The 26247-nt window shown below is 69.2% G+C and carries 27 protein-coding genes; 17 read left to right on the top strand and 10 right to left on the bottom strand.

Translation table 11 applies throughout. The features are described 5' to 3' along the window. Positions 1 to 84 precede the first annotated feature (84 nt). The 3 genes from MKK52_RS22530 to MKK52_RS22520 all read left to right on the top strand — a co-directional run bounded on the left by MKK52_RS22530 (position 85) and on the right by MKK52_RS22520 (position 3912). Positions 85 to 2043 carry an AI-2E family transporter gene (locus MKK52_RS22530; protein WP_243957963.1) on the top strand — a complete coding sequence of 653 codons (1959 nt, stop codon included), beginning with the start codon at positions 85 to 87 and terminating at the stop codon, positions 2041 to 2043. 144 nt (positions 2044 to 2187) lie between these two features. Then, positions 2188 to 3453, top strand: a complete 1266-nt coding sequence (locus MKK52_RS22525; RefSeq protein ID WP_243957961.1) for an alpha/beta hydrolase — start codon at positions 2188 to 2190, stop codon at positions 3451 to 3453. A 45-nt stretch (positions 3454 to 3498) separates the two neighbouring features. Then, complete coding sequence (locus MKK52_RS22520; protein WP_243957959.1) at positions 3499 to 3912, top strand: DUF1236 domain-containing protein; 414 nt, start codon at positions 3499 to 3501, stop codon at positions 3910 to 3912. Here MKK52_RS22520 and MKK52_RS22515 read toward each other — a convergent pair. The 4 genes from MKK52_RS22515 to MKK52_RS22500 all read right to left on the bottom strand — a co-directional run bounded on the left by MKK52_RS22515 (position 3909) and on the right by MKK52_RS22500 (position 5772). Continuing rightward, positions 3909 to 4358, bottom strand: coding sequence for a DUF421 domain-containing protein (locus tag MKK52_RS22515; RefSeq protein WP_243957957.1), 450 nt, complete (start codon positions 4356 to 4358; stop codon positions 3909 to 3911). The two genes, MKK52_RS22520 and MKK52_RS22515, sit on opposite strands and share 4 nt — an antisense overlap. A 2-nt stretch (positions 4359 to 4360) precedes the next feature. Next, positions 4361 to 4882 carry a hypothetical protein gene (locus MKK52_RS22510; protein ID WP_243957955.1) on the bottom strand — a complete coding sequence of 174 codons (522 nt, stop codon included), beginning with the start codon at positions 4880 to 4882 and terminating at the stop codon, positions 4361 to 4363. A gap of 69 nt (positions 4883 to 4951) precedes the next feature. Then, positions 4952 to 5377 (bottom strand): hypothetical protein, encoded by a 426-nt coding sequence (locus MKK52_RS22505; protein WP_243957953.1) that lies wholly within the window; start codon positions 5375 to 5377, stop codon positions 4952 to 4954. 65 nt (positions 5378 to 5442) lie between these two features. Next, a complete protein-coding gene (locus tag MKK52_RS22500; protein WP_243958055.1) occupies positions 5443 to 5772 on the bottom strand; it encodes a hypothetical protein in 330 nt (109 codons plus the stop codon). Positions 5773 to 6064: 292 nt separating this feature from the next. On the opposite strand from MKK52_RS22500, the gene MKK52_RS22495 reads away from it, so the two are divergent. From MKK52_RS22495 to MKK52_RS22470, 6 genes are all read left to right on the top strand, one after another. After that, a complete protein-coding gene (locus MKK52_RS22495) occupies positions 6065 to 7171 on the top strand; it encodes a ring-opening amidohydrolase (RefSeq protein ID WP_243957951.1) in 1107 nt (368 codons plus the stop codon). Positions 7172 to 7175: 4 nt separating this feature from the next. Next, entirely contained in the window at positions 7176 to 8597 is a 1422-nt protein-coding gene (gene hydA / locus MKK52_RS22490; protein WP_243957949.1) for a dihydropyrimidinase, read from the top strand. Positions 8598 to 8668: 71 nt separating this feature from the next. Further along, a complete protein-coding gene (locus tag MKK52_RS22485) occupies positions 8669 to 9661 on the top strand; it encodes an ABC transporter ATP-binding protein (protein WP_243957947.1) in 993 nt (330 codons plus the stop codon). 36 nt (positions 9662 to 9697) lie between these two features. Then, positions 9698 to 10972 carry a PotD/PotF family extracellular solute-binding protein gene (locus MKK52_RS22480; protein ID WP_243957945.1) on the top strand — a complete coding sequence of 425 codons (1275 nt, stop codon included), beginning with the start codon at positions 9698 to 9700 and terminating at the stop codon, positions 10970 to 10972. Continuing rightward, a complete protein-coding gene (locus MKK52_RS22475; protein ID WP_243957943.1) occupies positions 10969 to 11913 on the top strand; it encodes an ABC transporter permease in 945 nt (314 codons plus the stop codon). The genes MKK52_RS22480 and MKK52_RS22475 overlap by 4 nt, the downstream gene beginning before the upstream one ends. A gap of 5 nt (positions 11914 to 11918) precedes the next feature. Continuing rightward, positions 11919 to 12809 carry an ABC transporter permease gene (locus tag MKK52_RS22470; protein WP_243957940.1) on the top strand — a complete coding sequence of 297 codons (891 nt, stop codon included), beginning with the start codon at positions 11919 to 11921 and terminating at the stop codon, positions 12807 to 12809. Positions 12810 to 12863: 54 nt separating this feature from the next. Here the strand turns inward: MKK52_RS22470 and MKK52_RS22465 are convergent, their stop codons facing one another. The 3 genes from MKK52_RS22465 to MKK52_RS22455 form a co-directional block, all read right to left on the bottom strand. Further along, complete coding sequence (locus MKK52_RS22465; RefSeq protein ID WP_243957938.1) at positions 12864 to 14114, bottom strand: type II toxin-antitoxin system HipA family toxin; 1251 nt, start codon at positions 14112 to 14114, stop codon at positions 12864 to 12866. Continuing rightward, positions 14098 to 14418 (bottom strand): helix-turn-helix transcriptional regulator, encoded by a 321-nt coding sequence (locus MKK52_RS22460; protein WP_243957930.1) that lies wholly within the window; start codon positions 14416 to 14418, stop codon positions 14098 to 14100. The genes MKK52_RS22465 and MKK52_RS22460 overlap by 17 nt, the downstream gene beginning before the upstream one ends. Before the next feature lie 64 nt (positions 14419 to 14482). Further along, positions 14483 to 14920 (bottom strand): c-type cytochrome, encoded by a 438-nt coding sequence (locus MKK52_RS22455; RefSeq protein WP_243958046.1) that lies wholly within the window; start codon positions 14918 to 14920, stop codon positions 14483 to 14485. Positions 14921 to 15086: 166 nt separating this feature from the next. Between MKK52_RS22455 and oxlT the strand changes: the two genes are divergently transcribed. The 3 genes from oxlT (at position 15087) to MKK52_RS22440 (ending at position 19041) form a co-directional block, all read left to right on the top strand. Beyond that, a complete protein-coding gene (gene oxlT, locus MKK52_RS22450) occupies positions 15087 to 16421 on the top strand; it encodes an oxalate/formate MFS antiporter (RefSeq protein ID WP_243957928.1) in 1335 nt (444 codons plus the stop codon). Between the two features lie 132 nt (positions 16422 to 16553). Further along, on the top strand, positions 16554 to 18314 hold the full coding sequence (oxc, locus tag MKK52_RS22445; RefSeq protein ID WP_409564721.1) for an oxalyl-CoA decarboxylase: 1761 nt from the start codon (positions 16554 to 16556) through the stop codon (positions 18312 to 18314). A gap of 25 nt (positions 18315 to 18339) precedes the next feature. Beyond that, positions 18340 to 19041 carry an alpha/beta hydrolase gene (locus MKK52_RS22440; protein WP_243957925.1) on the top strand — a complete coding sequence of 234 codons (702 nt, stop codon included), beginning with the start codon at positions 18340 to 18342 and terminating at the stop codon, positions 19039 to 19041. On the opposite strand, the gene MKK52_RS22435 is transcribed toward MKK52_RS22440, so the two are convergent. Continuing rightward, a complete protein-coding gene (locus tag MKK52_RS22435) occupies positions 19007 to 19393 on the bottom strand; it encodes a nuclear transport factor 2 family protein (protein WP_243957923.1) in 387 nt (128 codons plus the stop codon). The genes MKK52_RS22440 and MKK52_RS22435 overlap by 35 nt on opposite strands. Before the next feature lie 17 nt (positions 19394 to 19410). Next, positions 19411 to 19854, bottom strand: coding sequence for an OsmC family protein (locus MKK52_RS22430; RefSeq protein WP_243957921.1), 444 nt, complete (start codon positions 19852 to 19854; stop codon positions 19411 to 19413). A 204-nt stretch (positions 19855 to 20058) separates the two neighbouring features. Here MKK52_RS22430 and MKK52_RS22425 point away from each other — a divergent pair, with 204 nt between their 5' ends. The 3 genes from MKK52_RS22425 to MKK52_RS22415 all read left to right on the top strand — a co-directional run bounded on the left by MKK52_RS22425 (position 20059) and on the right by MKK52_RS22415 (position 23068). Next, the gene (locus tag MKK52_RS22425) at positions 20059 to 20502 is read left to right on the top strand and encodes a PAS domain-containing protein (RefSeq protein WP_243957919.1); all 444 of its coding nucleotides are present in this window, start codon (positions 20059 to 20061) and stop codon (positions 20500 to 20502) included. A 50-nt stretch (positions 20503 to 20552) separates the two neighbouring features. Continuing rightward, positions 20553 to 21803: a formyl-CoA transferase gene (gene frc, locus MKK52_RS22420; protein WP_243957917.1), complete on the top strand. Its 1251-nt coding sequence runs from the start codon at positions 20553 to 20555 to the stop codon at positions 21801 to 21803. A gap of 68 nt (positions 21804 to 21871) precedes the next feature. Next, on the top strand, positions 21872 to 23068 hold the full coding sequence (locus tag MKK52_RS22415) for an HPP family protein (RefSeq protein WP_313898771.1): 1197 nt from the start codon (positions 21872 to 21874) through the stop codon (positions 23066 to 23068). Positions 23069 to 23078: 10 nt separating this feature from the next. On the opposite strand, the gene MKK52_RS22410 is transcribed toward MKK52_RS22415, so the two are convergent. Next, positions 23079 to 23762, bottom strand: coding sequence for a GntR family transcriptional regulator (locus MKK52_RS22410; protein WP_243957898.1), 684 nt, complete (start codon positions 23760 to 23762; stop codon positions 23079 to 23081). A 381-nt stretch (positions 23763 to 24143) separates the two neighbouring features. Between MKK52_RS22410 and MKK52_RS22405 the strand changes: the two genes are divergently transcribed. Continuing rightward, a complete protein-coding gene (locus MKK52_RS22405; RefSeq protein WP_243957896.1) occupies positions 24144 to 24425 on the top strand; it encodes a hypothetical protein in 282 nt (93 codons plus the stop codon). Beyond that, positions 24361 to 26172: a hypothetical protein gene (locus MKK52_RS22400; RefSeq protein WP_409564720.1), complete on the top strand. Its 1812-nt coding sequence runs from the start codon at positions 24361 to 24363 to the stop codon at positions 26170 to 26172. The genes MKK52_RS22405 and MKK52_RS22400 overlap by 65 nt, the downstream gene beginning before the upstream one ends. The last annotated feature ends 75 nt before the right edge of the window (positions 26173 to 26247 follow it).

Raw genomic sequence — 26247 nt, 5'->3', positions numbered from 1 at the left:
GGAGCGTCGAGGCGGGACGAAACGTAGCCGTAGGCGTTGAAGGTGGGCGTGCCGGTCTGTCGTCGGCGGCCAGGAGTTCAGCGTATGCCGGTCGACGTCACCGAGATCCCCAAGCCGCCGGCGCAAGTTCCCCCGCCCCTCGTCCCCGGATTGCGCGGCTTGCTGACCCTCGCCGTCGGCGTCGTGATCGTCGAGGCGTTGTATTACGGGCGGGAGGTGTTCATCCCCCTCGTGCTGGCGGTGCTCCTCAGCTTCGTTCTGGGGCCGGTGGTCAACCTGCTGCGCAAGGTGAAGCTCGGGCGGGTGCCCTCGGTCATCATTGCGGTGCTGCTGGCCCTCGGGGTCATCGGCGGCATCGGAGCCGTCATCGGCACCCAGGTCGCGGGCCTGGCCGGCAACCTGCCGCAGTACCAAGCCACCGTGCAGAAGAAGTTCTCCGGCCTCCAGGAGGGATGGCTGGGGCAGGCCAACCAGCTCATCGCGAAGTTCAGCCGGCAGGTCGAGACCGCCACCCAGAAATCCGAGGCAGCCGGGGCCGCCGTGGCGCCCGGGCCGGGCGGCGACGCTCCTCAGGCGCAGCTCGTGCGCATCCAGGAGCCGGAGATCTCGCCCCTCGGCCTCGCCCAGAAGGTGCTCGGCCCGGTCTTCGAGCCCCTCACCACGGTGGGCATCGTCCTCGTCGTCGTGGTGTTCCTGCTGCTCCAGCGCGAAGACCTGCGCAACCGAATGATCCGCCTGTTCGGGTCGAGCGACCTCCACCGCACCACGGTCGCGATGGACGACGCGGCGCGGCGGCTCGGGACCTACTTCCTGGCGCAGCTCGGCATGAACGCCGCCTTCGGCGTCATCATCGGGGTGGGCCTCTGGTTCATCGGCGTGCCCAATCCGCTGCTCTGGGGCGTGTTCTCGGCGCTGATGCGCTTCGTGCCGTATATCGGCGCCTTCATCTCCGGCATCTTCCCCGTGGCCCTGGCCGCCGCGGTCGATCCGGGCTGGTCGATGGTCATCGCCACCGCCGCCCTGTTCCTCGTCGCCGAGCCCCTGTTCGGCCAGGTGGTGGAGCCGCTGCTCTACGGCCATTCCACCGGCCTCTCGCCCTTCGCGGTGATCGTCTCGACCCTGTTCTGGGGCTTCCTGTGGGGGCCGATCGGCCTGATCCTGGCCACCCCGTTCACCGTCTGCCTCGTGGTGCTCGGCCGCCACGTCGACAGCCTGGAATTCCTCGACATCCTGCTCGGCGACCGCGCGCCGCTCACGCCCGTCGAGAACTTCTACCAGCGCATGCTGGCCGGCGACCCGGATGAGGTGCGCGAACTCGCCGAGGGCATGCTAAAGGACCGGTCGCTGTCGTCCTACTACGACGAGGTGGCCCTCAAGGGCCTGCAGCTCGCGGCCAACGACTACGCGAGAGGCGTCGTGACGCCTGTGCAGCTCGAGAACATCCGCGCCTCGTCGCGGTCCCTCGTCGAGGATTTCGAGGACCACGAGGATGCCGAGCCCAGCCGGGACGGCAAGGCGGTCAACCCGAGCGCGACTCCGACCCTGGCCGAACGCACCCACCCCCGGAACGAGGCCGTGCCGGGTCAGGCGCCGCCGCGCGACGCGCGTTCCGAGTCCTGGCGGGGCGAGGTCCCCGTCCTGTGCCTTGCGGGCCGAGGGCCCCTGGACGAGGCGTCCTCGGCGATGCTGGCGCAATTGCTGCGCAAGCACGGGCTCGGGGCCCGCGTCGTGCCCCATGCCGCTGCGTCCCGCGAGGGCATCTGCGACCTCGACGTGGGCGGCGTGGCGATGATCTGCGTGTCCTACCTCGACATCGCGGGTAATCCCTCGCACCTGCGCTACCTGCTGGAGCGGCTGAAGCGCCGCGCCCCGGGCGTGCCGCTCCTGGTCGGCCTCTGGCCGGTCGGCGAGAAGGTGCTCACCGATGCCGCCGTGGGGCGCGAGGTCGGCGCCGATGTCTACGTCTCCTCCCTGCGGGACGCGGTCGAAGCCTGCCTCAGGACCGCCGGGGACACGGAGAACGCCGGCCGGGATGCTGCCTGAACCCCGCCGCCGGACCCGGCGCCGCCGCAATCGTGGGTCATCCGGGTCCGGGTAGGATTTGGTAAACCATTATCCCGCCCTGCCTTACCGAGGTGTGTCGCGGGGATGCCGGTGTACGTGACGTTCTTGGGAAGAGGGGGGACCATGCGGGGAGTCGCGGCCGTCGCCGCCCTCACGCTGCTGGCCGGGTGCGCCGGCCGCCCGACCGGGGTGCTGCTTCCCGTCTCCGCCGTCGAGACCGTCCCCGGCACCTCGCGGGTCGACATGCTGGTCGCGACCACCCGCAAATCCGCCTCCGACCGTGGCGTGCTGTTCTCCGGCGAGCGCGGCGACGCCGTGACGTACACGGACCTGTCCGTATCCATCCCGCCCGATGGGACACGCCAGCCCGGTTCCGTGCAATGGCCCCGGACGCTGCCCGGAAACCCCGCCACCGATTTTGTCGCGCTCCGGGTCGAGCCGGTCGCGCGGGCCGACGTCCCCGCCTGGACCGGCCGGGCCGTCCGGCGCGGGGCCAAGCGCCATGTCATGGTGTTCGTCCACGGCTTCAACAACAAGTTCGAGGATGCCGTCTTCCGGTTCGCGCAGATCGTGCACGATTCCGGGGCCGAGGTGGCCCCGGTGCTGTTCACGTGGCCGTCCAAGGGCTCCGTCCTCGCCTACGGCTACGACCGGGAGAGCACCAACTTCTCCCGCAACGGCCTGGAAACCGTGCTGAGGGATCTCGCCCGGGACCCGAATGTCGGCGAGGTCACGGTGCTCGCCCATTCCATGGGCAACTGGCTGACCCTGGAGAGCCTGCGCCAGATGGCCATCCGCGACCGGCGGGTCGCCCCCAAGATCCGCAACGTCATCCTCGCCGCGCCGGACGTGGACATGGACCTCGCCCGCGAGGCGTTCCGCGACATGGGCCCGAACCGGCCTCGGCTGACCCTGATGGTGTCCGGCGACGACCAGGCCCTGGCGGTGTCCCGGCTCGTCTGGGGCGACAGCGTGCGCCTCGGGGCCATCGACCCGGCGGCCGAGCCGTACAAGTCCGAGCTGGAGCGCCAGAACATCGGCGTCCTGAACCTCTCGACCGTAAAGGGCGACGATCCGCTCAATCACGGCAAGTTCGCCTCCGGGGACGTGGTCGCCCTGCTGGGCAAGCGCCTCGCCGACGGCCAACCAATCTCGGACGGGCAGATCGGCATCGGCGACAGGCTGGTGAGCACGGCGGCCGGCGCCGCCTCCACGGTGGCGACCGGCGCGGCCCTGGCGGTCGCGGCCCCGGTGGCCCTCGTCGATCCGCAGACCCGCGAGACCTACGGCGAGCACCTGTCCCATGTCGGCTCGGGGCTCCGGGACACGGTCGGCTCCACGGTCGACCTCGCCGGCGCACCGGTGCAGGCCATGACCGGGGCGCGCTGACACACGACGACGAGGCCGGGCTCGCCGGCACTTTGGGGAACGACGATGACCAGCAAACTCGCATGGGCCGCGATGGCGGCGACCCTGGCCTGGACGGGGGCCGCGCACGCCCAGGGGCTCGAACGCGGCGCCCGGGACGGGGCGAACCGGGGCGAGATGATCGCCGGCCCGCTCGGCGCCGTCGTCGGCGGTGCGGTCGGGGCGGCGGTGGGCACGGCCAACGGCATCCTCGGCATCGACCGGCGCGAGCGCTTCCGCATCTACGCCACGGGCGAGCGCCGTCCGTCCTTCGCCTATCCGGGCCGGGTGAGCGTGGGCACCGTCCTGCCGGAGGACGGCGTCGTCTATTACGACGTGCCCCCCGAATTCGCCCTGCCGAGCTACAACTACACGGTCGTGAACGACCACCCGGTGCTGGTGGACCCGCGCACGCGCCGTGTGGTCGAGGTCATCGACTAGGCGGCCTGCTCCTTCTCGATCACGGAGACCTTGCCGTCCCGTTCAACGATGGCGACGGCGACCTTCTGCAGGTCGTCGAGCCCCTGCTGGCGGGCCGCCGTGCGCACGTCGGCCTGCTGCATGCGCAGGCGCCGCATGTTGGTCTCGTCCCAATCGCCGTCGCGATAGACGACGATGGGCGTGCCATCGACGATGCGCTCGAACCAGACAAAGCGCAGCTTCAGCCACGACACCGAGACGTGCATCAGCCCGACGGTGAACAGCGCGCTCATGGCGCCCGTGAACGAATGGTCGTCCCCCAGGATGGCGCTGACGCTCAGGCCGCCGAACAGGAACAGCACCACCATGTCGATGGGCGCCTGCTGGCTGGCCGTGCGCCGGCCGATCAGCCGGATGACGAACAGGACAACGAGATAGGCGGCGGCGGCCTTGAGGACGGTGTTCATGGCTACGGCACCGCGTATTGCGACCAGGACAGGGTCTCGCCCGCATCGAGGCGGGCGGTGAGGTTCACCCCGCCCCGGAAGGCTGGCGACCCCGTGAAGCGGATCAGGGCGTGGCGCTCCCCGGCCTGGACCGGGAAGACGAGCCGGATGCCGCCGCCCGCGACCTGCCAGGTGGCGGGTCGCGGCGTGATGCTCTCCAGCCCGAACTGATCGACGAGATCCTTGGCGATGGTCACGGCGACCTGATCGCCGCCGGGCGGGACCCGCGTGTCGAAGCGGATGATCGTGGGGGCGCCGAACCGCACGACCGGCTCGTAGTGGATGCGGATCGACCCGTCGCCGTTGGCGAGTTCACGCTCGCTGAACGGGCCGTGCCCGAGGAGGCCGGCGGCGCAGACGAGGACGAAGCCGAGCATGATGAACCGCCCCGCGAGTTCCGCCCTGCGCCATCGCCCCTCGAACGCCGGGTAGAACCCGTTCGCGATCTCCTGCGGCATCGGCGGGTCGTCGTGGATGACTTCCAACGCGTTCTCGCTCCCTCAACTCTGCCGTGCCCGGGGACGGAACGCCGGCCCGGGCACGGTTGTGCCGCCTCAGGCGGCGACGGGCTTCACTTTGCGGATCGTGCCGTCGAACGCGACGTGGAGTTCGTGGCGGCCTCCGTCCTTCGTGCCGACGATCTCGAAGTGCTTGGGCTTGCGCTTCGGCTCGCCCTCGACGGCGTATCCCTCATCCTTCGCCGCCGCGATGGCGGCGGACGGGTCGGCCTCGTCCTGATCCGGCTTCGCCGGCCATGTGATTGCGCGGGCGGCGTCCTGGTTCAGGGTGATGGACGTCACCTTGATCTCAGTCGGCTTGCGCTCGCCCTTGAGGGAGACCGTGTCGCCAACGGCGACCGTCAGGCCCTCCGCGCCTTTCGGGCCGAGGTCGGCGAGGAAGCGCCCCCCGGTTCCCTCGATGGCCAGGCGATGGCCGAAGACGGCCCAAACCGTCCCTGAGACTTCCTGCGTGTCGTTCATGTGAGTGGTGTTCTCCAAAGGGGATGCGGGCCGCCACGGACTACGCGGCCCTGTCGGATTCGGTGTCAGCGCGCGTCGGCGGGCTTGAGGGTCGAGAGCTTGTCGAGGAGCTGCAGCGTGATGTCGGCGCAGGCCTTCATCGGCTCGTCGTCGGCGCATTTCACATCGATGCGCGCGTCGCCCCGCTCGAAATTGAAGTGCGCGCCCTTCGACGGGGGCGGCGGCGGGGGAGGGGGAGGGGCGTCCGGGCCGCGACGGGGACCGCCGGGGGGCGGGGGCGGGGCCTCGGCGCGGCCGCGCGGGCCGTCGGGCGGGGGCGGGGCCGGCTGCGCCACAGCGGCGGTGGCGAACAGCAGCGCGGTGGCGCCGAGCAGGGCGGCGGTCTTCGTCATCATCCATTCCTCAAGGAAGGGCGCATCGCTACGCCGGGGTATCGAACGTGCGAGGTCACTCCGGGATCGCCGGGTGAGCCCGATTGATGGATCACGTTGTCGAAATCGGTCCTGAACCGCGCCGTTCAGCCCCGGTTAGGGAAACCTGGCCCCGGCGGAGCCCCCCGCTTCACGGACGATGGTCCGCTTCGTGCTTGCCCGCGAGGGCCAGTCCCGGCCGTGCCAGCCCCTCCCGCCGCTTGTCGCGCGGACGGGTGACGGGGCCGCGCTCCGTCTCACCCCGATCCGGTTCCCCATGCCCGAATGCCTCGTCTTCCGCGTGCCCGCGCAGCATCCCGCCGATGTCTCCGGGGTGATGGACCTCGTCAGCTCCGGGGCGGTGGGCGCAACCGAGATCGTCGCGATCTTCGGCAAGACCGAGGGCAATGGCTGCGTGAACGACTTCACCCGCCAACTCGCGGTGATGGCGCTGGAGACGGCGCTCGCCGGCGCCATCGGCTGCACGGCGGCGGAGGTCGGAACCCGGATCGCCCTCGTCATGTCCGGCGGCACGGAGGGCGGGCTGTCGCCGCATTTCCTCGTCCTCGCCCGGCGGGAGGGCCCTGCGGCGGGGGAGGGGAGGGCGCTGGCCATCGGCACGGCCTTCACCCCGGAGTTCCGGCCGGAGGAGATCGGCCGGATGGCGCAGGTCGAGGCGACCGCGGCGGCGGTCGGCCGGGCCATGGCCGAGGCGGGGCTCACCGACCCCGCCGACGTGCATTTCGTGCAGGTGAAGTGCCCGCTGCTGACGAGCGCCCGGATCGCCGAAGCCGCCGCCCGGGGCCACAGCGTCGCGACGCACGACACCTACGCCTCGATGGGCCTGTCCCGGGGCGCCTCGGCGCTGGGCATCGCCGTCGCCCTGGGAGAGGTCGATCGCGACGCGCTCTCGGATTCGGCCATCGGCGCCCGGCGCGACCTCTTCTCCGGCCGCGCCAGCGCCTCGGCGGGGATCGAACTGATGCGCAACGAGATCATCGTGCTCGGCAACGCGCCGGGCTGGACCGGCTCCCTCGCCATCGCCCACCGGGTCATGGAAGACGGCATCGACCTGTCCGCGATCCTGGGGGTGCTCACCGATCTCGGCTTGCCGGGGGCGGGGCAGCTGCCGCCGGAGGCGTCGGTGCGGGTGATCGCCCTGCTCGCCAAGGCCGAGCCGTCCCACGACGGCCTGATCCGGGGGCGGCGCCACATCATGAACGACGACAGCGACATCAACGCCACCCGGCACGCCCGCGCCCTGGTGGGCGGGGTGGCCGCCGCCGCCCTCGGCCGGACGGATCTGTTCGTCTCCGGCGGCGCCGAGCATCAGGGTCCGGACGGCGGCGGCCCGGTGGCCATCATCGCCCGCGTGAGGAACTGACGCCGTGCCCGAGTTCGACCTCGCCATCCGCAACGGCACGGTGGTGACCGCCGCCGACACCCTGCGCGCCGATATCGGCATCCGCGACGGGCGCATCGCCGCCGTGGCCGAGCGGATCACCGATGCCGCCCGCACCGTCGACGCCTCCGGCCTCCTCGTGCTGCCGGGGGGCATCGACAGCCACGTCCACATCGCGCAGGCCTCCGCGCCCGGCATCGTCATGGCCGACGACTTCGCCTCCGCGACACGGGCGGCGGCGGCCGGCGGCAACACCTGCGTGATGCCCTTCGCCCTCCAGCCCCGGGGCGCGTCCCTGCGGCAGGCGACCCACGCCTACCGGGCGCTCGCCGAGGGCCAATGCCACATCGACGTGGCGATCCATCTCATCGTCTCGGATCCGACCCCGGCGGTGCTCGGCCAGGAGCTGCCGGCCCTGATCGCGGAGGGCTACACCTCGTTCAAGGTCTTCATGACCTACGACGACCTCGTCCTGAACGACCGGCAGATCCTCGACGTGTTCGACCTCGCCCGCCGGGAGGGCGCCCGCGTGATGGTCCATGCCGAGGGCTACGACACCATCCGCTACATGAGCGAGAAGCTGGAGCGGGCCGGGCAGACGGCGCCCTACGGCCACGCCCTGTCGCGGCCGGAACTGGTGGAGCGCGAGGCGGCGCACCGGGCGATCTCCCACGCCGAGCTCGTGGACCTGCCCATCGTCATCGTCCACGTCTCGGGGGAGCAGGCGATGGAGCAGATCGCCTGGGCCCGCGCCCGGGGTCTGAAGATCCACGCCGAGACCTGCCCGCAATACCTCACCCTCACCGCCGAAGACCTGAAGGGCCGGGGCGAGGCCGACCCGATGGCGGGGGCGAGATACGTCTGCTCGCCCCCGCCCCGCGATACGGCGAGCCAGGCCGCAATCTGGCGCGGGCTGCAGGGGGGCGTGTTCGAGATCGTCTCCTCGGACCATTGCCCGTTCCGCTACGACGACCCGCAGGGCAAGCTGAACCCACGGGCGAAGGAGTCCTTCCGCTACGTCCCCAACGGCATCCCCGGCATCGAGACCCGGCTGCCGATCCTGTTCTCCGAGGGCGTCTCGGCCGGGCGCCTCTCCCTGAACCGCTTCGTGGAACTGACCGCGACGAACCACGCCAAGCTCTACGGCCTCTATCCGCGCAAGGGCTCCATCGGCGTTGGCTTCGACGCGGACCTGACCCTGTGGGACCCGAACCGGAAGGAGACGATCACGCAGGCCAACCTCCACCATGGCGCGGACTACACCCCCTGGGAGGGATTCCCGGTGACGGGCTGGCCAGTGATGACCCTCGCCCGCGGCGAGGTCGTGGCCGAGGACGGCCGGGTCGTCGGCGAGCCCGGACGGGGCCGGGTGATCGACCGGTCCGTGCAGGCCACACCCCCGCTCTGATCGCCCGATTCCCGGCCCGCTCGGGGGCCGACTGGCCCGTCCCTTGCTGGGCTGGATGCGGGGAGAATGGCATGGATGTGGAGCTGATCAGGCTGACCAAGCGCTACGGCCAGACCGTGGCGGTGGACGGCATCGACCTGAAGGTCCGGTCGGGGGCCTATTGCTGCCTGCTCGGCCCTTCGGGCTGCGGCAAGACCACGACCCTGCGGATGATCGGCGGGCACGAGACGGTCTCGTCCGGCGACGTGGTCATCGGCCCGAAGGCGGTGGGCGACGCGACGCCGGCCGAGCGCGGCACCGCGATGATGTTCCAGAGCTACGCCCTGTTCCCGCATCTCAACTGCCGGGACAACGTCGCCTTCAGCCTGCGGATGCGCGGCGTTGGCAAGGCCGAGCGGCGGGCGAAGGCCCTCGCCATGCTCGACCTCGTGCAGATGGCCCACCTCGCCGAGCGCCTGCCGGCCCAGCTTTCCGGCGGCCAGCAGCAGCGGGTGGCGCTCGCCCGCGCCCTCGTCACCGGCCCCAAGGTGCTCCTCCTCGACGAGCCGCTCTCGGCCCTCGACCCATTCCTGCGGGTGCGGATGCGGACGGAGCTGAAGCGGATCCAGGCCGAGCTCGGCCTCACCTTCATCCACGTCACCCACAGCCAGGAGGAGGCGATGGCCCTCTCCGACCTCGTGGTGGTGATGAACGGCGGCCGCATCGAGCAGGCCGCCGACCCGCGCACGGTGTTCGAGCGCCCGGCCACCGCCTTCGTCGCCCGCTTCATCGGCGGCCACAACGTCATCCGCCTGCAAGACGCCACCGAGATCGCCGTGCGCGCCGACAGGATGCGCCTCGGCCCGGAGGCCGGCGTCGAAGCGGTGCCGGCCAAGGTCGTGTCCATCGAATACCAGGGCACCAGCGTGCATGTGGGCTTCGAGGCCGACGGCCTCGGCGGCGGCGCACCCGCCGCCCTCACGGCGGTGATCGCGGACGGCGCCTATGCGGGCCGTCCCCTCGCCCTGGGGCAGACCGTGCCGCTCGGCTGGGACGCGGCAGCCGCCCACCGCCTGAGCGCCTGATTTCCTGAGAGTTCCAACGCGTCGAGGACCCTGCGCATGACCACCACGATCAAGCTCAGCCGCCGCACCCTGCTCCGGGGGGCGGGAGCCACCGGGCTGACCCTCGGCGCCGGGCCGATCACCGGCTTCCCGAACGTCATCGCCGCCGAGCCCGTGACCCTGCGCTACCTCGGCACCGCCGTGAACCAGTCCGCCGACATCGCCCGTAAGGTGAAGGAGGATCTTGGCATCACCATCGAGTACATCCCCGTCGTCACCGACGAGGTGACCAAGCGCGTGGTGACACAGCCGAACTCCTTCGACCTCCTCGACACCGAGTTCTTCAGCCTCAAGAAGCTCATCCCCTCGGGCAACATCCAGGGCATGGACGCCCGGCGGATCAAGCAGGCGGACAACATCACCCCGGTCTTCACCAAGGGCGAGGTCGGCGGCAAAAGGATCGGCGACCAGGGCACGGCGCCCAAGAAGGTGTTCTACCTGGAGGGGCAGAACTCCAAGAGCTTCGCCTCTTCGCCGACCGAGTGGATCACCCTGATCCCCACCACCTACAACGCCGACACGCTGGGCATCCGCCCCGACCTGATCAAGCGCCCAGTCACGAGCTGGAAGGAGCTCCTGAACCCCGAGTTCAAGGGCAAGGCCTCGATCCTCAACATCCCGTCCATCGGCATCATGGATGCCGCCATGGTGATCGAGGCGACCGGCGACTACACCTATCCCGACAAGGGCAACATGACGAAGGCCGAGATTGACCGCACCATCAAGGTGCTGATCGAGGCCAAGCGCGCCGGCCAGTTCCGCGCCTTCTGGCAGGACTTCAACGAATCCGTGAACCTGATGGCTTCGGGCGAGACGGTGATCCAGTCCATGTGGTCGCCGGCTGTCACGAAGGTGCGCTCGCAGGGCGTGGCCTGCACCTACCAGCCCCTCAAGGAGGGCTACCGCGCCTGGGCGACGGGCTTCGGCCTGCCCAAGCCGCTCGCGGGCCGCAAGCTCGACGCGGCCTACGACTTCATCAACTGGTTCCTCTCCGGCTGGGCCGGCGCCTACCTCAACCGCCAGGGCTACTACTCGGCGGTGCTCGACACGGCCAAGGCCAACATGGAGCTCTACGAGTGGGCCTACTGGATGGAGGGCAAGCCCGCCGAGAAGGACATCAAGGGGCCGGACGGGAGCGTGCTGGAGAAGGCCGGCGCGGTGCGCGACGGCGGCTCCTTCGAAACCCGGATGGGGTCCGTCGCCTGCTGGAACGCGGTGATGGACGAGAACACCTACATGGTCCGCAAGTGGAACGAGTTCATCGCCGCGTGACCGACGCCGTCCTGCCGGCCCTCGCCGAAACCCCGGCCGCGCCGGCCGCCGCGAGCCTTACCGCCAAGACCCGGCGCCGCCGGGCCTTGGTCTATGTCCAGGCGGCGCCGATGGCGTTCGTCTTCGCGGCCTTCTTCCTCGTGCCGCTGCTGCTGACCCTCATCGTCAGCTTCTGGGAGTACAACGAGTACGAGATCATCCCGTCCTTCACGGTGCAAAACTACGTCGACGTGTTCGACGGCTGCCTCAACGTCGCCGACCCCTGCACGACGGTGAGGACCTACCTTTCGACTCTGAAGTTCTGCGCGCTCACCTGGGCCTTCACCCTGCTGATTGGCTTCACGGTGGCGTATTTCGTGGCCTTCCACGTCCGCTCGGCGACCATGCAGATGGCGCTGTTCCTCGTCTGTACGATCCCGTTCTGGACCTCGAACGTGATCCGCATGATCTCGTGGATCCCGCTCCTCGGCCGCAACGGCCTCGTCAACGACAGCCTCCTGGGGCTCGGGCTGATCGACCGGCCGATCGAGGGTCTGCTCTATTCCGATTTCGCGGTGGTGCTCGCCTTCGTGCACCTCAACACGGTCTTCATGATCGTGCCGATTTTCAACAGCATGGCGCGGATCGACCGCTCGCTGATCGAGGCGGCCTACGATGCCGGGGCCTCTGGCTGGCAGACCCTGTGGCACGTCGTGGTCCCGCTGACGAAGCCCGGCATCGCCATCGGCTCGATCTTCGTCATCACGCTGGTGATGGGCGACTTCGTCACCGTTGGCGTGATGGGCGGCCAGCAGATCGCCTCCGTGGGCAAGGTGATCCAGGTGCAGATGTCGGCGCTGCAACTCCCCGCGGCGGCGGCGAACGCCGTGGTGCTGCTCGGCGCGGTGATGCTGATGATCGTCGCGATGACCCGGCTCATCGACCTGCGCAAGGAGCTGTGAGCGCCATGCGCGACCGCCCCCGCTCCCTGGCCTTCTACGGCCTCGCCGCGTTCTTCGCCCTGTTCGTCGCCTTCCTCTACGGGCCGACGCTGACGATCCTCGTGCTCAGCTTCCAGGGGCCGCAGGGGGGCCTGACCTTCCCGATGAACGGCGTCTCGACCCACTGGTTCGCGAAGCTCTGGGCGGGCGTCGGCATCGTCGACATCTGGGGCGCCCTGTGGCGCTCCCTGCGGCTGGGCCTTGTGGTGATGACGCTCACCGTAGGCATCGCCTTCTTCGCGGGCCTCGCCTTCCGCAAGCGCTTCGCGGGGGAGGGGGCCCTGTTCACCGTGGCGGTGGCGAGCCTGATCGTGCCCTCCATCGTCGTGTCCCTCGGCATCGGGCTGGAATTTCGCCTCCTCGACGAGGCGGTGAACGCGGTGGCCGCCGCCACCGGCTGGGGCTGGCTGCAGGATCACGGCACCCTGATGGGGCTCTACACCTCGGCGCTCGGCGCCCACCTCACCTGGACCCTGCCCTTCGGCCTCCTCATCATGTTCGCGGTCTTCAACCGGTTCGATCCGGCCTACGAGGAGGCCGGGCGGGACCTCGGGGCGACCGGCCCCCAGATCCTGCGCCACGTCGTGGTGCCGATTCTCGGGCCGTCGCTGGTCGGCGTCGCCCTGTTCGGCTTCACCCTGTCCTTCGATGAACTGGCCCGCACCAGCCAGGCCATCGGCGGCCGCAACACGCTGCCGCTCGAATTGCAGGGCCTGACGACGACGGTGACGACGCCGGAGATCTACGCCCTCGGCACCCTCACCACGGGGATGTCCCTGGCGGTGATCGCCACGGCGCTGGCCACGAGCCTGTACCTCCAGCGACGCAAGGCGAGGCGCGGGTTGCGCCTCGGGTGAGGGGCCGCGCCCTTCGTTGCCCTTTGTCCTTAGTCGACCGAACGCACGCCGCGGCTACGGGGCGAACCCCATCTCTCTCGGAAACGCATCCTTCAGGTACCGCCGGTCCTTCGGCGGTACCTCGCGCGCGTCCATGAACTCGCCCAGCCGTCGCGCGGCCTGGAGGATGCGCTCGCGGATCGCCTGTGCCTCCCCCGCGTCGAGGCGGAAGGCCGTATGCGCACGCATCGCGGCCTCGACGTCCCATGCGGGCGACATCCCCGGCGCGGGCGCCGGTACGTGCCGGGCGCGATCCGGATGCGGGACGAGGTCGAAGACCGGGGAGAGCGTCCAGCCGTCGCCCCTGTCGAGGAAGGCGTGGTTCCTGAGGTGGTCGTCGGTATTGTGGAGATACGCGTTGAGAAGCAGCCGCCCGAAAACGGAGGCTGCCGCGTTCTTCACCCCGATCGCCTGGGCGACCGCTGCGATGTCCGTGTAGGTGCGCGCGGTGGCGTAGCTGGCCGACGCCTGCTTCAGGAGCGTCGCCGCGCTAAGATACGCGTATGGCCGCCCTTCGATGCCCTCGTCCCGGTCGAAGCGCTCGACGAAGAGGGCGGCGCGGCGGCCGGCGACCACGATCTTTCGGCGCGGAACCGGGAAGCCGGCCGCTTCGGCCACGTCGAGACAGGCCGCCTCGACCCGGGGGTCGTCGAACTTGTCCATGGAGGTCGGGAACTTCGCGATCCACTGCCGGCCTTCGGACCGGATCCTGGCCTTGGGCCGGGCGCCGCCGACATCGCTGTTGCGGAAAAGGAGCTTGAAGTGATGCCCCTCGGCATCGCCCGCCTCGACCGCGGCGGCCGCATCCATCAGCGCACCGAGGTCGTCGGACTCATCCGGCAGGTCCACGAGCGGCGCTTCGGGGGGCGTCCACGTCACCGGGCCGCTGGTCGGCGTCGGGCCGAATGCGAGGTCGCCCGTGCGGCCGAGGCCACCGAGGGCGAGATATTCCGGCATCGACAGGACGCTGGTCGGGAACGCCCGCGTCAGGATCTCCTTCCCCCAACCGTCGGGCCCGGCATCGTGGAAGGCCAGCGGCACCTCCTCCGGTGCGGCGGCATACGATTTCCTGACGAGCGGCAGGCCGACCGGATCGATGGCCTTCGCCCCGTCCTGGCCGAGATACGAAGACGCATAGCGGAAGCGCCCGTTGCGTCGCGGCCCCGAGCCTTCGAACGTCAGGTCGCCCACCGGCCCATAGCCGTCGCCGCGCCAGCGGTAGACGACCAGATAGTCGAGCCGTCCGGTCCTAGAAGTCTGCCACATGGGACCTGCTGCCCGCGCGCTTCCGGCCGGAGGCCGTCTCCATCCCTTCGCCGACGGGGTCCGTCGCGAGGAGGTCGCCGATCCGCTCGGCATAGCCGAAGACGCTCAGCGCCTTGATCGCGACGGCCAGCGTCACGCCGGGTCGGCCCTTCTCCAGGTTGATGACCGTCGGGCGATGTACGCCCATCCGTTCGGCCAACTCGACCTGCGACAGGTTCCGGCGCAGGCGCGCGAGGCGGACGCGCTCGCCGAGCCGGCGAAGGCTCTCCAACTCCTCAGTCGATAGGATGGCCGTTGTGTTCATGCTGCTAGCATTGACATTGAGGCACTTAATGTATGCTCTAGCCTGATAACAGGCAATTGCGGCGTCAGGGACGCGGTGCCGTCCCGCCCTCGTCGGATTGCGCGAGCAGGAAGGCGATGAGGTCCGCCCGGTCGAGGGCATCCGGGACGCCGGGAAATGTCATGCTGGTGCCCGGCGCCATGGTCGCCGGCGCGGCGAGCCATCGGTCCATTCGCTCCAGGGTCCACACGCCGCCGAGCGCCCGGAGCGCCCCGGTGTAGGCGAAGCGCCGGCTGTTTCCGGCGATGGGTTTGCCCATCACCCCGTGCAGGGCGGGCCCGTTCTTGTCGCCGGCCCCCAGCCTGATCGAATGGCAGGCGGCGCAGGCTCCGAACAGACGGCTGCCCCGCTCCGCGTCGGCCACGCGCATGAGCGCTGCGAAGCTCGGCGCCTCGCCCAGCGCGCGGCGCCGCTCCGCCCCGTCGTCCGAACAGGCCGCGAGGAGGAGGGCGAGGACCGGCAGCCAAAGGCGCTGCGTCCACGCGGTCTGACGGGTGTCACCTTCGGTGGGGGAGGCTGCATGATAGTGCTGCGTTCGCAATTTCTCGCCTCTGGTATATTGAATACCTGTACGGATCGTGCAGGATGCAGCCGCGCGAGCTCGAAGAAGCCACCGCGGGAGGAAGCCAATGAAACACCGATCAGCCCTCGGCTCACCGGCGGTACACCCCGACACCCCGAGAGATGCCGACTCCGCCAAATGGTGGCAACTCGCCTTCGGCGTGGTCTGCATGGCGATGATCGCCAACCTGCAATACGGCTGGACATTGTTCGTCGATCCGATCGACAGCAAGTTCCACTGGGGCCGCGCCGCCATCCAGATCGCTTTCACCATCTTCGTCGCCACGGAGACTTGGCTCGTTCCCATCGAGACGTGGTTCGTGGACCGGTACGGTCCGCGCCTCGTCGTCTGCTTCGGCGGCTTCATGATCGCCTCGGCCTGGGTGCTGAACGCCTACGCCGATTCGCTCGCCATGCTGTATCTCGGCGCGGTGGTCGGCGGCATCGGCGCGGGGTCGGTCTACGGCACCTGCGTCGGCAACGCCCTGAAGTGGTTCCCCCATCGGCGCGGTCTCGCGGCCGGCGCCACGGCGGCGGGCTTCGGCGCGGGCGCCGCGATCACCGTCGTGCCGATCGCCAAGACGATCGCGTCCAGCGGCTACGAGACGGCCTTCCTCTATTTCGGGATCGGCCAGGGCCTTGTCGTCGTCCTGGTGTCCTTCCTGCTGCGCAAGCCGTCCACCCTCAGCCCGGTGCAGAAGCGCAGCGTGCGCGTACCCCAGACCAAGGTCGACCGCACGCCCAAGCAGGCGGTGCGCACGCTGGTCTTCTGGGTCATGTACGCCATGTTCGTCATGGTGGCCTCGGGGGGCCTGATGGCGGCGGCGCAGATCGCCCCCATCGCCCATGATTTCAAGGTCGCGGGCGTCCCGGTCAGCCTGTTCGGTCTCCAGATGACCGCCCTGACCCTGGCGATCTCCCTGGACCGTGTCTTCGACGGCTTCGGCCGCCCGTTCTTCGGCTGGGTCTCCGACAACATCGGCCGTGAGAACACGATGTTCCTCGCCTTCAGCATCGCGGCGATGGCGATGATCCTCCTGCTCAACCTCGGCACGAACCCCTACGTCTTCATTCTGGCGACGGCCGTGTATTTCGGGGTCTTCGGCGAGATCTACTCGCTGTTCCCCGCGACCTGCGGCGACACGTTCGGATCGAAGTTCGCGGCGAGCAATGCGGGACTCCTCTATACCGCGAAGGGGACCGCCGCCTTCCTCGTGCCCTTCGCGAGCATGGTCTCGGCGAGCTTCGGCTGGTCGGCAGTCTTCGCCCTGATCATCGGCCTCAACATCGTGGCCGCGTCGCTGGCGATGTTCGTCCTCAAGCCCCTGCGCCGTCGCTACCTCACCGAGGAGCCCGCCGGCACCGCCGAGGCCGCGAAGGTCCAGGCCGCCCGGATGGCGTAATCACCGGGTGCGCGCCGGCGCGCGCCCTCCCACCGCACCACCTTGTCGCCATTTCTGGTATACATTATGCCAACAGCCGGTTCATCGAGCCGGCCAACATCGACCCAAGAAACCTGCTGGGAGGCCCTACCAATGACCGCAGTGGCAAAGAAGATCGACATGTCGGCCGCCGACGTTGCCATCAGCGAGTTCTACTCGCCGACGGAGCTGACCGACGGGTTCCACCTCGTGATCGATGCCCTCAAGCTCAACGGCATCACCACGATCTACGGGGTACCCGGCATCCCGATCACGGACCTCGGCCGCATGGCTCAGGCCGAGGGGATGCGCGTCCTGTCGTTCCGGCACGAGCAGAATGCCGGCAACGCCGCCGCCATCGCGGGCTTCCTTACCAAGAAGCCGGGCATCTGCCTCACGGTCTCGGCGCCGGGCTTCCTCAACGGCCTCACGGCGCTCGCCAACGCCACCACCAACTGCTTCCCGATGATCCTGATCTCGGGTTCGTCCGAGCGTGAGATCGTCGACCTGCAGCAGGGCGACTACGAGGAGATGGACCAGCTCGCCATCGCCAAGCCCCTCTGCAAGGCGGCCTTCCGCGTGCTCCACGCCTGCGATATCGGCATCGGCATCGCGCGGGCGATCCGCGCCGCCGTCTCCGGTCGTCCCGGCGGCGTCTACCTCGACCTGCCGGCCAAGCTGTTCTCGCAGGTGATGGATGCCGAGGCGGGCGCGAAGTCACTGGTGAAGGTGATCGACGCGGCGCCGGCGCAGCTGCCGGCGCCCTCGGCCATCGCCCGTGCCCTGGACGAGTTGAAGGCCGCCAAGCGCCCGCTGATCGTGCTGGGCAAGGGGGCGGCCTACGCCCAGGCCGACGAACTCGTCCGCGAACTGGTGGAGCGCAGCGGCATCCCCTACGTGCCGATGAGCATGGCCAAGGGGCTCTTGCCGGACACGCATCCGCTCTCGGCGGGTGCCGCGCGCTCGACGGCGCTGAAGGACTCCGACGTGGTGCTGCTGGTCGGCGCGCGCCTCAACTGGCTGCTCTCGCACGGCAAGGGCAAGACCTGGGGCGAGCCCGGTTCCAAGCGCTTCATCCAGATCGACATTGAGCCGCGCGAGATGGACTCGAACGTCGAGATCGTCGCGCCGGTGGTGGGCGATATCGGCTCCTGCGTCGCCGCCCTGCTCGACGGCATGCGCGACGGCTGGACGGGGGCGCCGGCCGAGTGGGTCGAGACGATCCGCGCCAAGCGCGAGGCCAACATCGCCAAGATGGCCCCGAAGCTCATGAAGAACACCGCGCCGATGGACTTCCACTCCGCCCTCGGCGCCCTGCGCACCGTGATCAAGGAGCGGCCGGACGCAATGCTCGTGAACGAGGGCGCCAACACCCTCGACCTCGCCCGGAGCATCATCGACATGTACCAGCCGCGCAAGCGCCTGGACGTCGGCACCTGGGGCGTCATGGGCATCGGCATGGGCTTCGCCATCGCGGCGGCCGTCGAGACGGGCAAGCCCGTGCTCGCGGTCGAGGGCGACAGCGCGTTCGGCTTCTCCGGCATGGAGGTCGAGACCATCTGCCGGTACAAGCTGCCGATCTGCATCGTCGTCTTCAACAACAACGGCATCTACCGCGGCACCGACACCGATCCGACCGGCCGCGACCCGGGGACGACCACCTTCGTCCCGGATTCCCGCTACGACCGGATGATGGAGGCCTTCGGCGGTGTGGGCGCCCAGGTGGTCACGCCGGACGAGTTGAAGCAGGCCGTCGAGGCCGCGATGGATTCCGGCAAGCCGACCCTGATCAACGCGGTAATCGACCCCTCCGCCGGCAGCGAGAGCGGCAACATCGGCAGCCTCAACCCGCAGAGCGTGATCAAGCGCAAGTGAGGGCGGACGCCATGGGGCAGTCCCGGTGACGGACCCCAAGCTCGCGGGACGGCTCACCGTCCCGCTCCGGCTCCCGACGGAGGATCCCCTTCCGCCGGGCAGCCACATCCTCGGCCTCTTCGCCGAGCGCGACGCGCGGCTCTACGTGCCGGAAGGCCTCGCGCCGCGCCGGCCCGTCCCGCTCGTGGTCCTGTTCCACGGCGGCGGGGGCAGCGCCGAGAAGATCATGCCGATGCTCGCGGTCCACGCGGAGGCGCGCGGCTTCCTGCTGCTCGTCCCGCAATCGCTGCATCCGACCTGGGATCTGGTCATCGCCGGCAACGGCCCCGACCGTGACCGGCTCGAACACGCGCTCCAGGCGCTGGGTTCGCACTTCCTGCTCGATCCGGGCCGGATCGCCTTCGCGGGCCACTCGGATGGGGGGAGCTACGCCCTCTCCCTCGGGCTCACCAACGGCGACCTCGTCAGCCACGTCATCGTATCCTCCGCAGGGTTCATGTCGGTCCAAACGCAGGTCGGCGCGCCGCGCGTCTTCATCTCGCACGCCACGCGGGACGAGCAGATCCCCATCGACCGCAGCGGCCGGACCCATGCGCAACTGCTGCGCGCGGCCGGCTACGACGTCACCTTCGTCGAATACGACGAACCGCACGCCTACGACCCGGCGGTCGTGCGGCGCGCGGTCGACTTCTTCATGAGCGAGGGGGAGCCTCCACGCGCGGCTTGATCTTCAACTGGTCGATGGCCCACAGCCACGTCCCGTCCGCCTGACGCCGCGCCGCCTCGACGGACAGCACGCCGTTCGCGAGCCGGGCGAAGGTCAGCGCGAGACCGTCCTTGACGAGGGCGGGCAGGGTTTCCGCCTGCGGAAAGTCGGACTTCCGGGCGAGAAGGTCCGTGTAGAACCGGCGGATCTCGTCATGGCCGGTGGCGACGACTGCGCCGGCCGCCAGCACCGCGTCGGGTTCGTAGAGCGCCACCAGACCCTCCACGTCGCCGTCATTGGCGCGGGCGTTGAACAGGCCCGCGAGCGCGCCCGGCTCCGTCGCGCCGTCCCTCGTCCAAGCGTGATCGTCCATCGATTCCTCCCGGTGGTTCATCGCAAGGGCACTCCGTGTCCGTCCCGCACCGCCACGGTGACGGGGATGCCGGCCTTCACGCTCTCCGAGACGGTGCAGAACCGCTCGAACTGGGCGAGCACCTGCTCGATCCGGGGCATGGCCTCGGCGGCGGCGCCCAGGGTGATGTCGACGGCGATCCCGCCGATGCGCAGGCGCTTCTCGGCGTTGCGGACGATGGCGGCCGACGCCGTTGCCGTGACGCCCCCGCCGTCCTGCCCGAACTTGCCGAGGGCGAATGCGAGGCTGGCGCAGAGGCAATTGCTTACCCCCGCGATCAGAACCTGCTCCGGTGAGGGGCCGGATTCGCGCCCGATGGGTTCCGGCTCGTCCGTGGCCAGCGTGGGGAAGGCGGCGCCGAAATCGACGACGAACTTGAAGCCCTCGATCTGGGTGATCGTGATGCTGGGTCCGAGCGTCATGCCGGCCGCCTCCTTCCCTGATCGTCGCGCGATTTCGGCAACGCCGCGTCGCCTATTCGGCTTGACTGCCATTCGATATGTGGCATACCAAATACCAATCACCGAGTCACCCGTCGGGAGGGAGAGCCTCTCGTGCAGGAAGCAGGGGAGAGAACGCCATGACCGAGCCGAGCGTCGCAGACCGGCCGAGCGCTTGAGCGCACCATGGCACAGGATCTCGATCTGTCCGGGCTTGTCGATGCCGTCGGCGACGCCATAGTGGTGTCCGATCCCGACGGGGCCATCGTGGTGTGGAACCCGGCCGCCGAGCGGATCTTCGGCTTCTCCCCCGCCGAGGCGCTGGGCCAGCCCCTCGATCTGATCACCCCCGACCGCCATCGGCGCCGCCACTGGGATGGCTACGCCAACACAATGCGTACGGGGGTCACGAAGTACGGCACGAAGCTCCTGCGCGTGCCGGCCCTGCACAAGGACGGGCACAGCCTGTCCATCGCCTTCACCGTCGGCCTCCTCAAGGACGAGGACGGCACGGTGACCGGAATCGTCGCCGTCATCCGCGACGAAACCGAGCGCTGGAGCGAGGAGAAGCGCCTTCGCCAGCGAATTTCGGACCTAGAAGCCGAAAGCAAAGAGTGCATTCCGACCTGAAAGACGAAGTTTTTCGGGTGTGAGTATTCCAATCAACGGGAGGAACGAAAATGACCCAACCGCTCGAAGGCATCAAGATCATCGACTTCACCCACGTCCAGGCGGGTCCGGCCTGCACGCAGCTCCTCGCGTGGTTCGGCGCCGACGTCATCAAGGTCGAGCGCCCCGGCGCGGGCGACGTCACCCGCAACCAGCTCCGCCATATCGAGGATGCGGACGCCCTCTACTTCACGATGCTGAATTCCAACAAGCGTTCGCTGACCCTCGACACCAAAACCAAGCAGGGCAAGGAAGTCCTGGAGAAGCTAATCCGCGAGTCCGACGTGATGGTCGAGAATTTCGGCCCCGGCGCGCTGGACCGCATGGGCTTCTCCTGGGCGCGGATACAGGAACTGAACCCCGGCATGATCCTCGCCTCGGTGAAGGGCTTCTCGGACGGCCACCATTACGAAGACCTGAAGGTCTACGAGAACGTGGCGCAATGCGCCGGCGGTGCCGCCTCGACCACCGGCTTCTGGGACGGTCCGCCCACCGTGTCGGCCGCCGCGCTCGGCGATTCCAACACCGGCATGCACCTCGCCATTGGCATCCTGACGGCGCTCCACCAGAAGACCAAGACCGGCAAGGGCCAGAAGGTCGCCGTGTCGATGCAGGATTCGGTGATCAACCTCTGCCGCGTGAAGCTGCGCGACCAGCAGCGCCTTGATGCGATCGGCTACCTTGAGGAATACCCGCAATACCCGCACGGCACGTTCTCGGACGTGGTGCCGCGCGGCGGCAACGCGGGCGGCGGCGGCCAGCCGGGCTGGGTGCTGAAGTGCAAGGGCTGGGAGACCGATCCGAACGCCTACATCTACTTCACCATCCAGGGCCATGCCTGGGCGCCGATCTGCAAGGCCATCGGCCGCGAGGAGTGGATCGAGGATCCGGCCTACAACACGGCCCGCGCCCGCCAGGACAAGATCTTCGATATCTTCAACACCATCGAAGGCTGGCTCGCCGACAAGACCAAGTTCGAGGCGGTCGACATCCTGCGCAAGTTCGACATTCCGTGCTCGCCGGTCCTCACCATGAAGGAGATCGCCGAGGACAAGTCGCTCCGCGAGAGCGGCACGATCGTCGAGGTCGCGCATCCGAAGCTCGGCAAGTACCTGACCGTCGGAAGCCCGATCAAGTTCTCGGACCTTCAGGTCGACATCAAGGCCTCGCCGCTGCTGGGTGAGCACACCAACGACATCCTGGCCCAGCTCGGCTATTCTCAGCAGCAGATCGCCGAGCTGCACGACGCCAAGGCCGTCTGAGTCCTTCAAGGCCCGGCGGGGGCGGACCCGGTCCGCCCCCGTTTCCTGTCCCGCGGCACGGAACGATGATGACCCGCTTCCGAGACCGCTTCGTCCCCCGCCTCGCGCCGGTCAGCCTCCTCGAACGCGCGCGCTCGGCCTGCGGCGCGCTGCTCGGCCTCCTCTGCACCGGCCTGATCGCCCGCGCCGCCGTCGGGTCGGGGGCGGACCTGCCGATCCTCGTCGCCCCGATGGGGGCCTCGGCGGTGTTGCTCTTCGCGGTCCCCGCGAGCCCCCTCGCGCAGCCCTGGTCGATCCTCGGCGGCAACATCGTCGCCGCCTTGGTCGGCGTCACCGCCGCCGCCCATATCGGTGACGCCATGTTCGCGGGCGCGGTCGCCGTGTCGGCGGCCATCGCGGTGATGATGCTGCTCGGCTGCCTGCATCCCCCGAGCGGCGCGGTCGCGCTCACCGCCGTGCTCGGCGGCCCCGCCATCCGCGACCTCGGCTACACCTTCGTCCTGTGGCCCGTCGGGGCGAACTCGCTCCTGCTCCTGATCTGTGCGCTGCTGTTCAACAACCTGACGGGACGCCGCTACCCGCACGCCGCGTCGGTCGCCGCGCGGGACGCTGGCGAGCCCGGCGCCGCGATGGGATCCGGCCTGACCACGGCGGATATCGACGCGGCGCTCGCGCAATTCGACGAGGTCCTCGACATCGATCCCGGCGACCTTCAGGTCATCCTGCGCCGGGCGCAGGTCCACGCCTCGCTGCGCCAATCCGGCCAGACCACCTGCGGGGCGCTCGTCACGCGCGGCATCCGCGCCATCGCCCCCGATACGCCCCTGCGCGACGCCCTCGCGAGCCTGCGCCAGCACCGCGTCACGATGGTGCCGGTGACGGACGAGAGCGCGCGGGTCCTCGGAATCGTCACGCAGGACGACCTGATCGACAAGACCATCGGCTGGGAGCGCCGGACCCCGCGCCTCGGCTTCGGGCGGCGGCTCGCCCTCATGCTCCAGCGTGGCCGCGCCCCGCAGGGGACGGTGGCTGATGTGATGACGACGGGCACGGTCACCCTGCAACCGCACACCGCCGCCGGGCAGGCGGCGTGGCTGATGATGCAGGGCGGCCTGCGTCAGGCGCCGGTGGTCGGCGCGGACGGACGGCTGATCGGCATCGTCGATCAGATGGACCTGATCGGCGCCATGCTGGCCGACATCGCCCACGACCATGCCGGGCACGCCTCGCCCGAGCGCCGTCAGGCGGGACGGCGCGCCGGCTAGGGCTCACGCCTCAGTCGAGATGGTTGCCGTAGGTCTCGACATGGGTCGCGAGGCCGAGGCCGTGTTCGCGGACCAGCCGCTCGGCGAGGTCGGCATCGCGCGCCTCCAGCGCCTCGATGATCTTCACGTGCTCGCCGATGGATTTCGAGGCGCGGTCGCCCTGCCGCAGAGCGGTGTTGCGGATGCCCCGGACATGCATCAGCAGATTGCTGCACAGGCCGTCGATCACCTCGCACTGGCCCAGCGATAGGATCTTCTGGTGGAAGCGAATGTTGGCTTCCGAATACTCATCGAGATGATCTTCCGGCTTCTGGTCGAAGAACTCCGGAAACATCCGCCGGATGCAGGCGAGGTCGTCGTCCGTCGCGCGGGTGCAGGCCAGCCGTGCGGCCATGCTCTCCAGGGCCGTCCAGGCCTGGATCATGCCGACGATCTCCTTGCGGGTCTTCTTCACCACGAAGATGCCGCGCCGGGGCTCGTTGCGCACGAAGCCCTCCTGTTCGAGCACCGTCAGCGCCTCGCGGATCGGCGTGCGGCTCACCCCGAGGGACTGCGACAGGCTCCGCTCGTCCAGGCGGATGTCGCCGGCCTGGCCGTAAATATCCATCTGGGTGATTGCGGATTTGAGGGCTTCGTAAGCGAGCGTACGGAGACTTGTCGCCGGAACGATCGGGCTGATCGCAAGATTCTGCATGCTGATCTACAACACTTCTGCGCTGACGGGGGAGCGACGCTGGCAGGTAGGCGCCGCCGCGCAACGCCCCGGAGGATGCTCGTTCGGCCTGTAAAACACAAGGCGAACCCGTCCCCGCCGCGCAAGGCCCCGTTCCGCTGTTGACAACAGGTATTCAGTATACCAATCTTTGTCGAGGAACCGCTCCGAGAGGGCGGACCCGAAGGAGGAGCGTGATGGCCAGCCGAGCAGGCGGGACCCACGACGCCATGGCTACCGACCGGGTCGCCGCGCCGGATTCGTGTCCGATAACCGACATCGCCAAGCAGAAGATTGCCGTAGAGCACCCAAGGCATGGCTGATCGTCCGCGTGAGACCGCAACGGAGCCGGCGAGCGACCCGATGAAATACCTCACCATTGTGGAATGTCCGGTCGTCTATGCGGCCGAGAACGAGCATGCGCTGGCCAGCAAGGACATGCTGCCGCGCTTCGGCGTGACCTCCGGCTTGGAAAGCCAGCACATCCGAGTATTGGATACCCGGATCACCTCGGTTTGCATCTGGAGCAGCGAGTTCCAGGCGAAGAAATACTTCGGCAAGGACTGGGCCGAGAAGGCCGATGCGATCTGGGGCGACCAGTACCAGATGCGGTTCGAGGCGATCGACGCCGCCTCCGCCGCCTGATCCGGTGTCGGGCGAAACCGGTTTCCATGCCTGGAATCCTGGTCTCGCCTCCGGTTTACCCCGTCACGTCCATCCCCTGGCGACGGTTTTTCGCGACGAGAACACGGAGACGTGTTTCGCGGAGAGCGAGGAGCTGAGTGACGTCTGTGGGATTCCCGCGAGCCGGCTCAGCGTGTTCCGGGCGGAGCGCCTCGTCGTCCACGAGCTGCTGGTGCGGGTCATGGCGGATCTCTCGATCCCCCTCGGCACGGTCTATGCCGATCTCGGCGTGAACTTCCGCCGGATCGTGGCGACGATCTGGCGCGCCGGGATCGAGGGGCACCTGCCGGAGATCCGGGACGCGTTGCGCGCGATCCGGGAGGAGGCGGATACCCTGCTCCGGCGGGAGATCGCGCTCCTCCTCGACGGGCCGGAGCGCGAGACCGTGCCGAACCGGCGGGGCTGGCTCAGTTTCAGGTTGCACGCGCGGACGCCCGATCCGGTCGAGGCGCCCGCCCGGCGCGATCCGGCCGAGCCCGGCAGCCTGGAGCGGGCGGTGCAGGACGCCCTGGCGACGGTCACCGCCGGCCTCGTCGCGCGGCATGGCCATCTGCCCCGGAATGCGGACCTGCTGCGCAAGCTCGCCGCCATCCTCGTCTCGAACGGCTATGGGAGCCGCCGGATCGGCGAGATGATCGCGCCCTGGTTCGACGCGGTCGCCGCCGCCGAGGGCTATCGCCGGGTCCGGGCGCAGGAGCGTCCCGTGGTCATGAACGTGAAGGGCGCCTCGGCCTCGGGCAAGAGTACGATCCGCCCCTACCAGCGGGCGCTGGCCGAGCGGACGGGGGCGGATTGGCAGGACTTCGCGGTGATCACGCCGGACGTCTGGCGCAAGTATCTCCTCGACTACGACAGCCTCGGGGCCGCGCGGCGCTATGCCGGGCCGCTCACCGGCTACGAGGTGGAGATCGTCGACGAAAAGCTCGACCTCTACATGAGCCGGAAGGCGGCCGAGGGGCGGATGTCCCATCTGCTGATCGACCGTTTCCGCTTCGACAGTTTCGCGGTCGATGCGGCGGCGGATCGGCCGGGTCAACTGCTCACCCGGTTCGGCCACACGATCTATCTGCAATTCATGGTCACGCCCCCCGAGGCGACGGTGGAGCGGGCCTGGAAGCGGGGCCAGGAGTTCGGCCGCTACAAGGCCGTCGAGGACCTGCTCGCCCACAATGTCGAGGCCTTCGCGGGCATCCCGCGCCTGTTCTTCCTGTGGGCGCTGCGGCGCGACAAGGTCGTCGCCTTCGAGTTCCTCGACAACACCGTCCCGAACGGCGAGGTGCCGCGTACCATCGCCTTCGGCGGCAACGATGCGATGATCGTCCTCGACCCCGTGGCGCTGCTCGACATCGAGCGCTTCCGCAAGATCAACGTCTATGCGGAGACGCCCGCGCAGGTCTACGCGGGCATCGACCACGCGCCGGAATGCAACGTCGGCTTCCTGAAGGCCTGCCTCGGCCGGCTCGGAGAGGTCCGGTTCGCCGAGCGCGGCACGGGGCACGTCTACGCGCGCTTCGAGCGCGGACGGCTGGTCGCCCGCGACCGGGCGACCCTCGACCGCCTCTGCACGGACGCCGCGATGCGGGCGACCTGTGAGGCCATCGGCCTGTTCGACGGAGGGCTAGAGGACGAGAGCGTCCCCAACGGGCCACCGGTCACGGCCGAACTCACCCTCGGCTCGGGAGGGCTGCACGCCGCGAGGCCGGCTTAGTCCCCGTGTTGCCATGCACAAATTGCATGCGCCAGATTGGTATTTTGCACTTGGTATACAAGGCAGCGGGTTCTA

This window comes from Methylobacterium sp. J-067 (assembly GCF_022829465.1).
Lineage (GTDB): Bacteria > Pseudomonadota > Alphaproteobacteria > Rhizobiales > Beijerinckiaceae > Methylobacterium > Methylobacterium litchii.
This window is presented reverse-complemented; position numbering and strand designations above follow the sequence as displayed.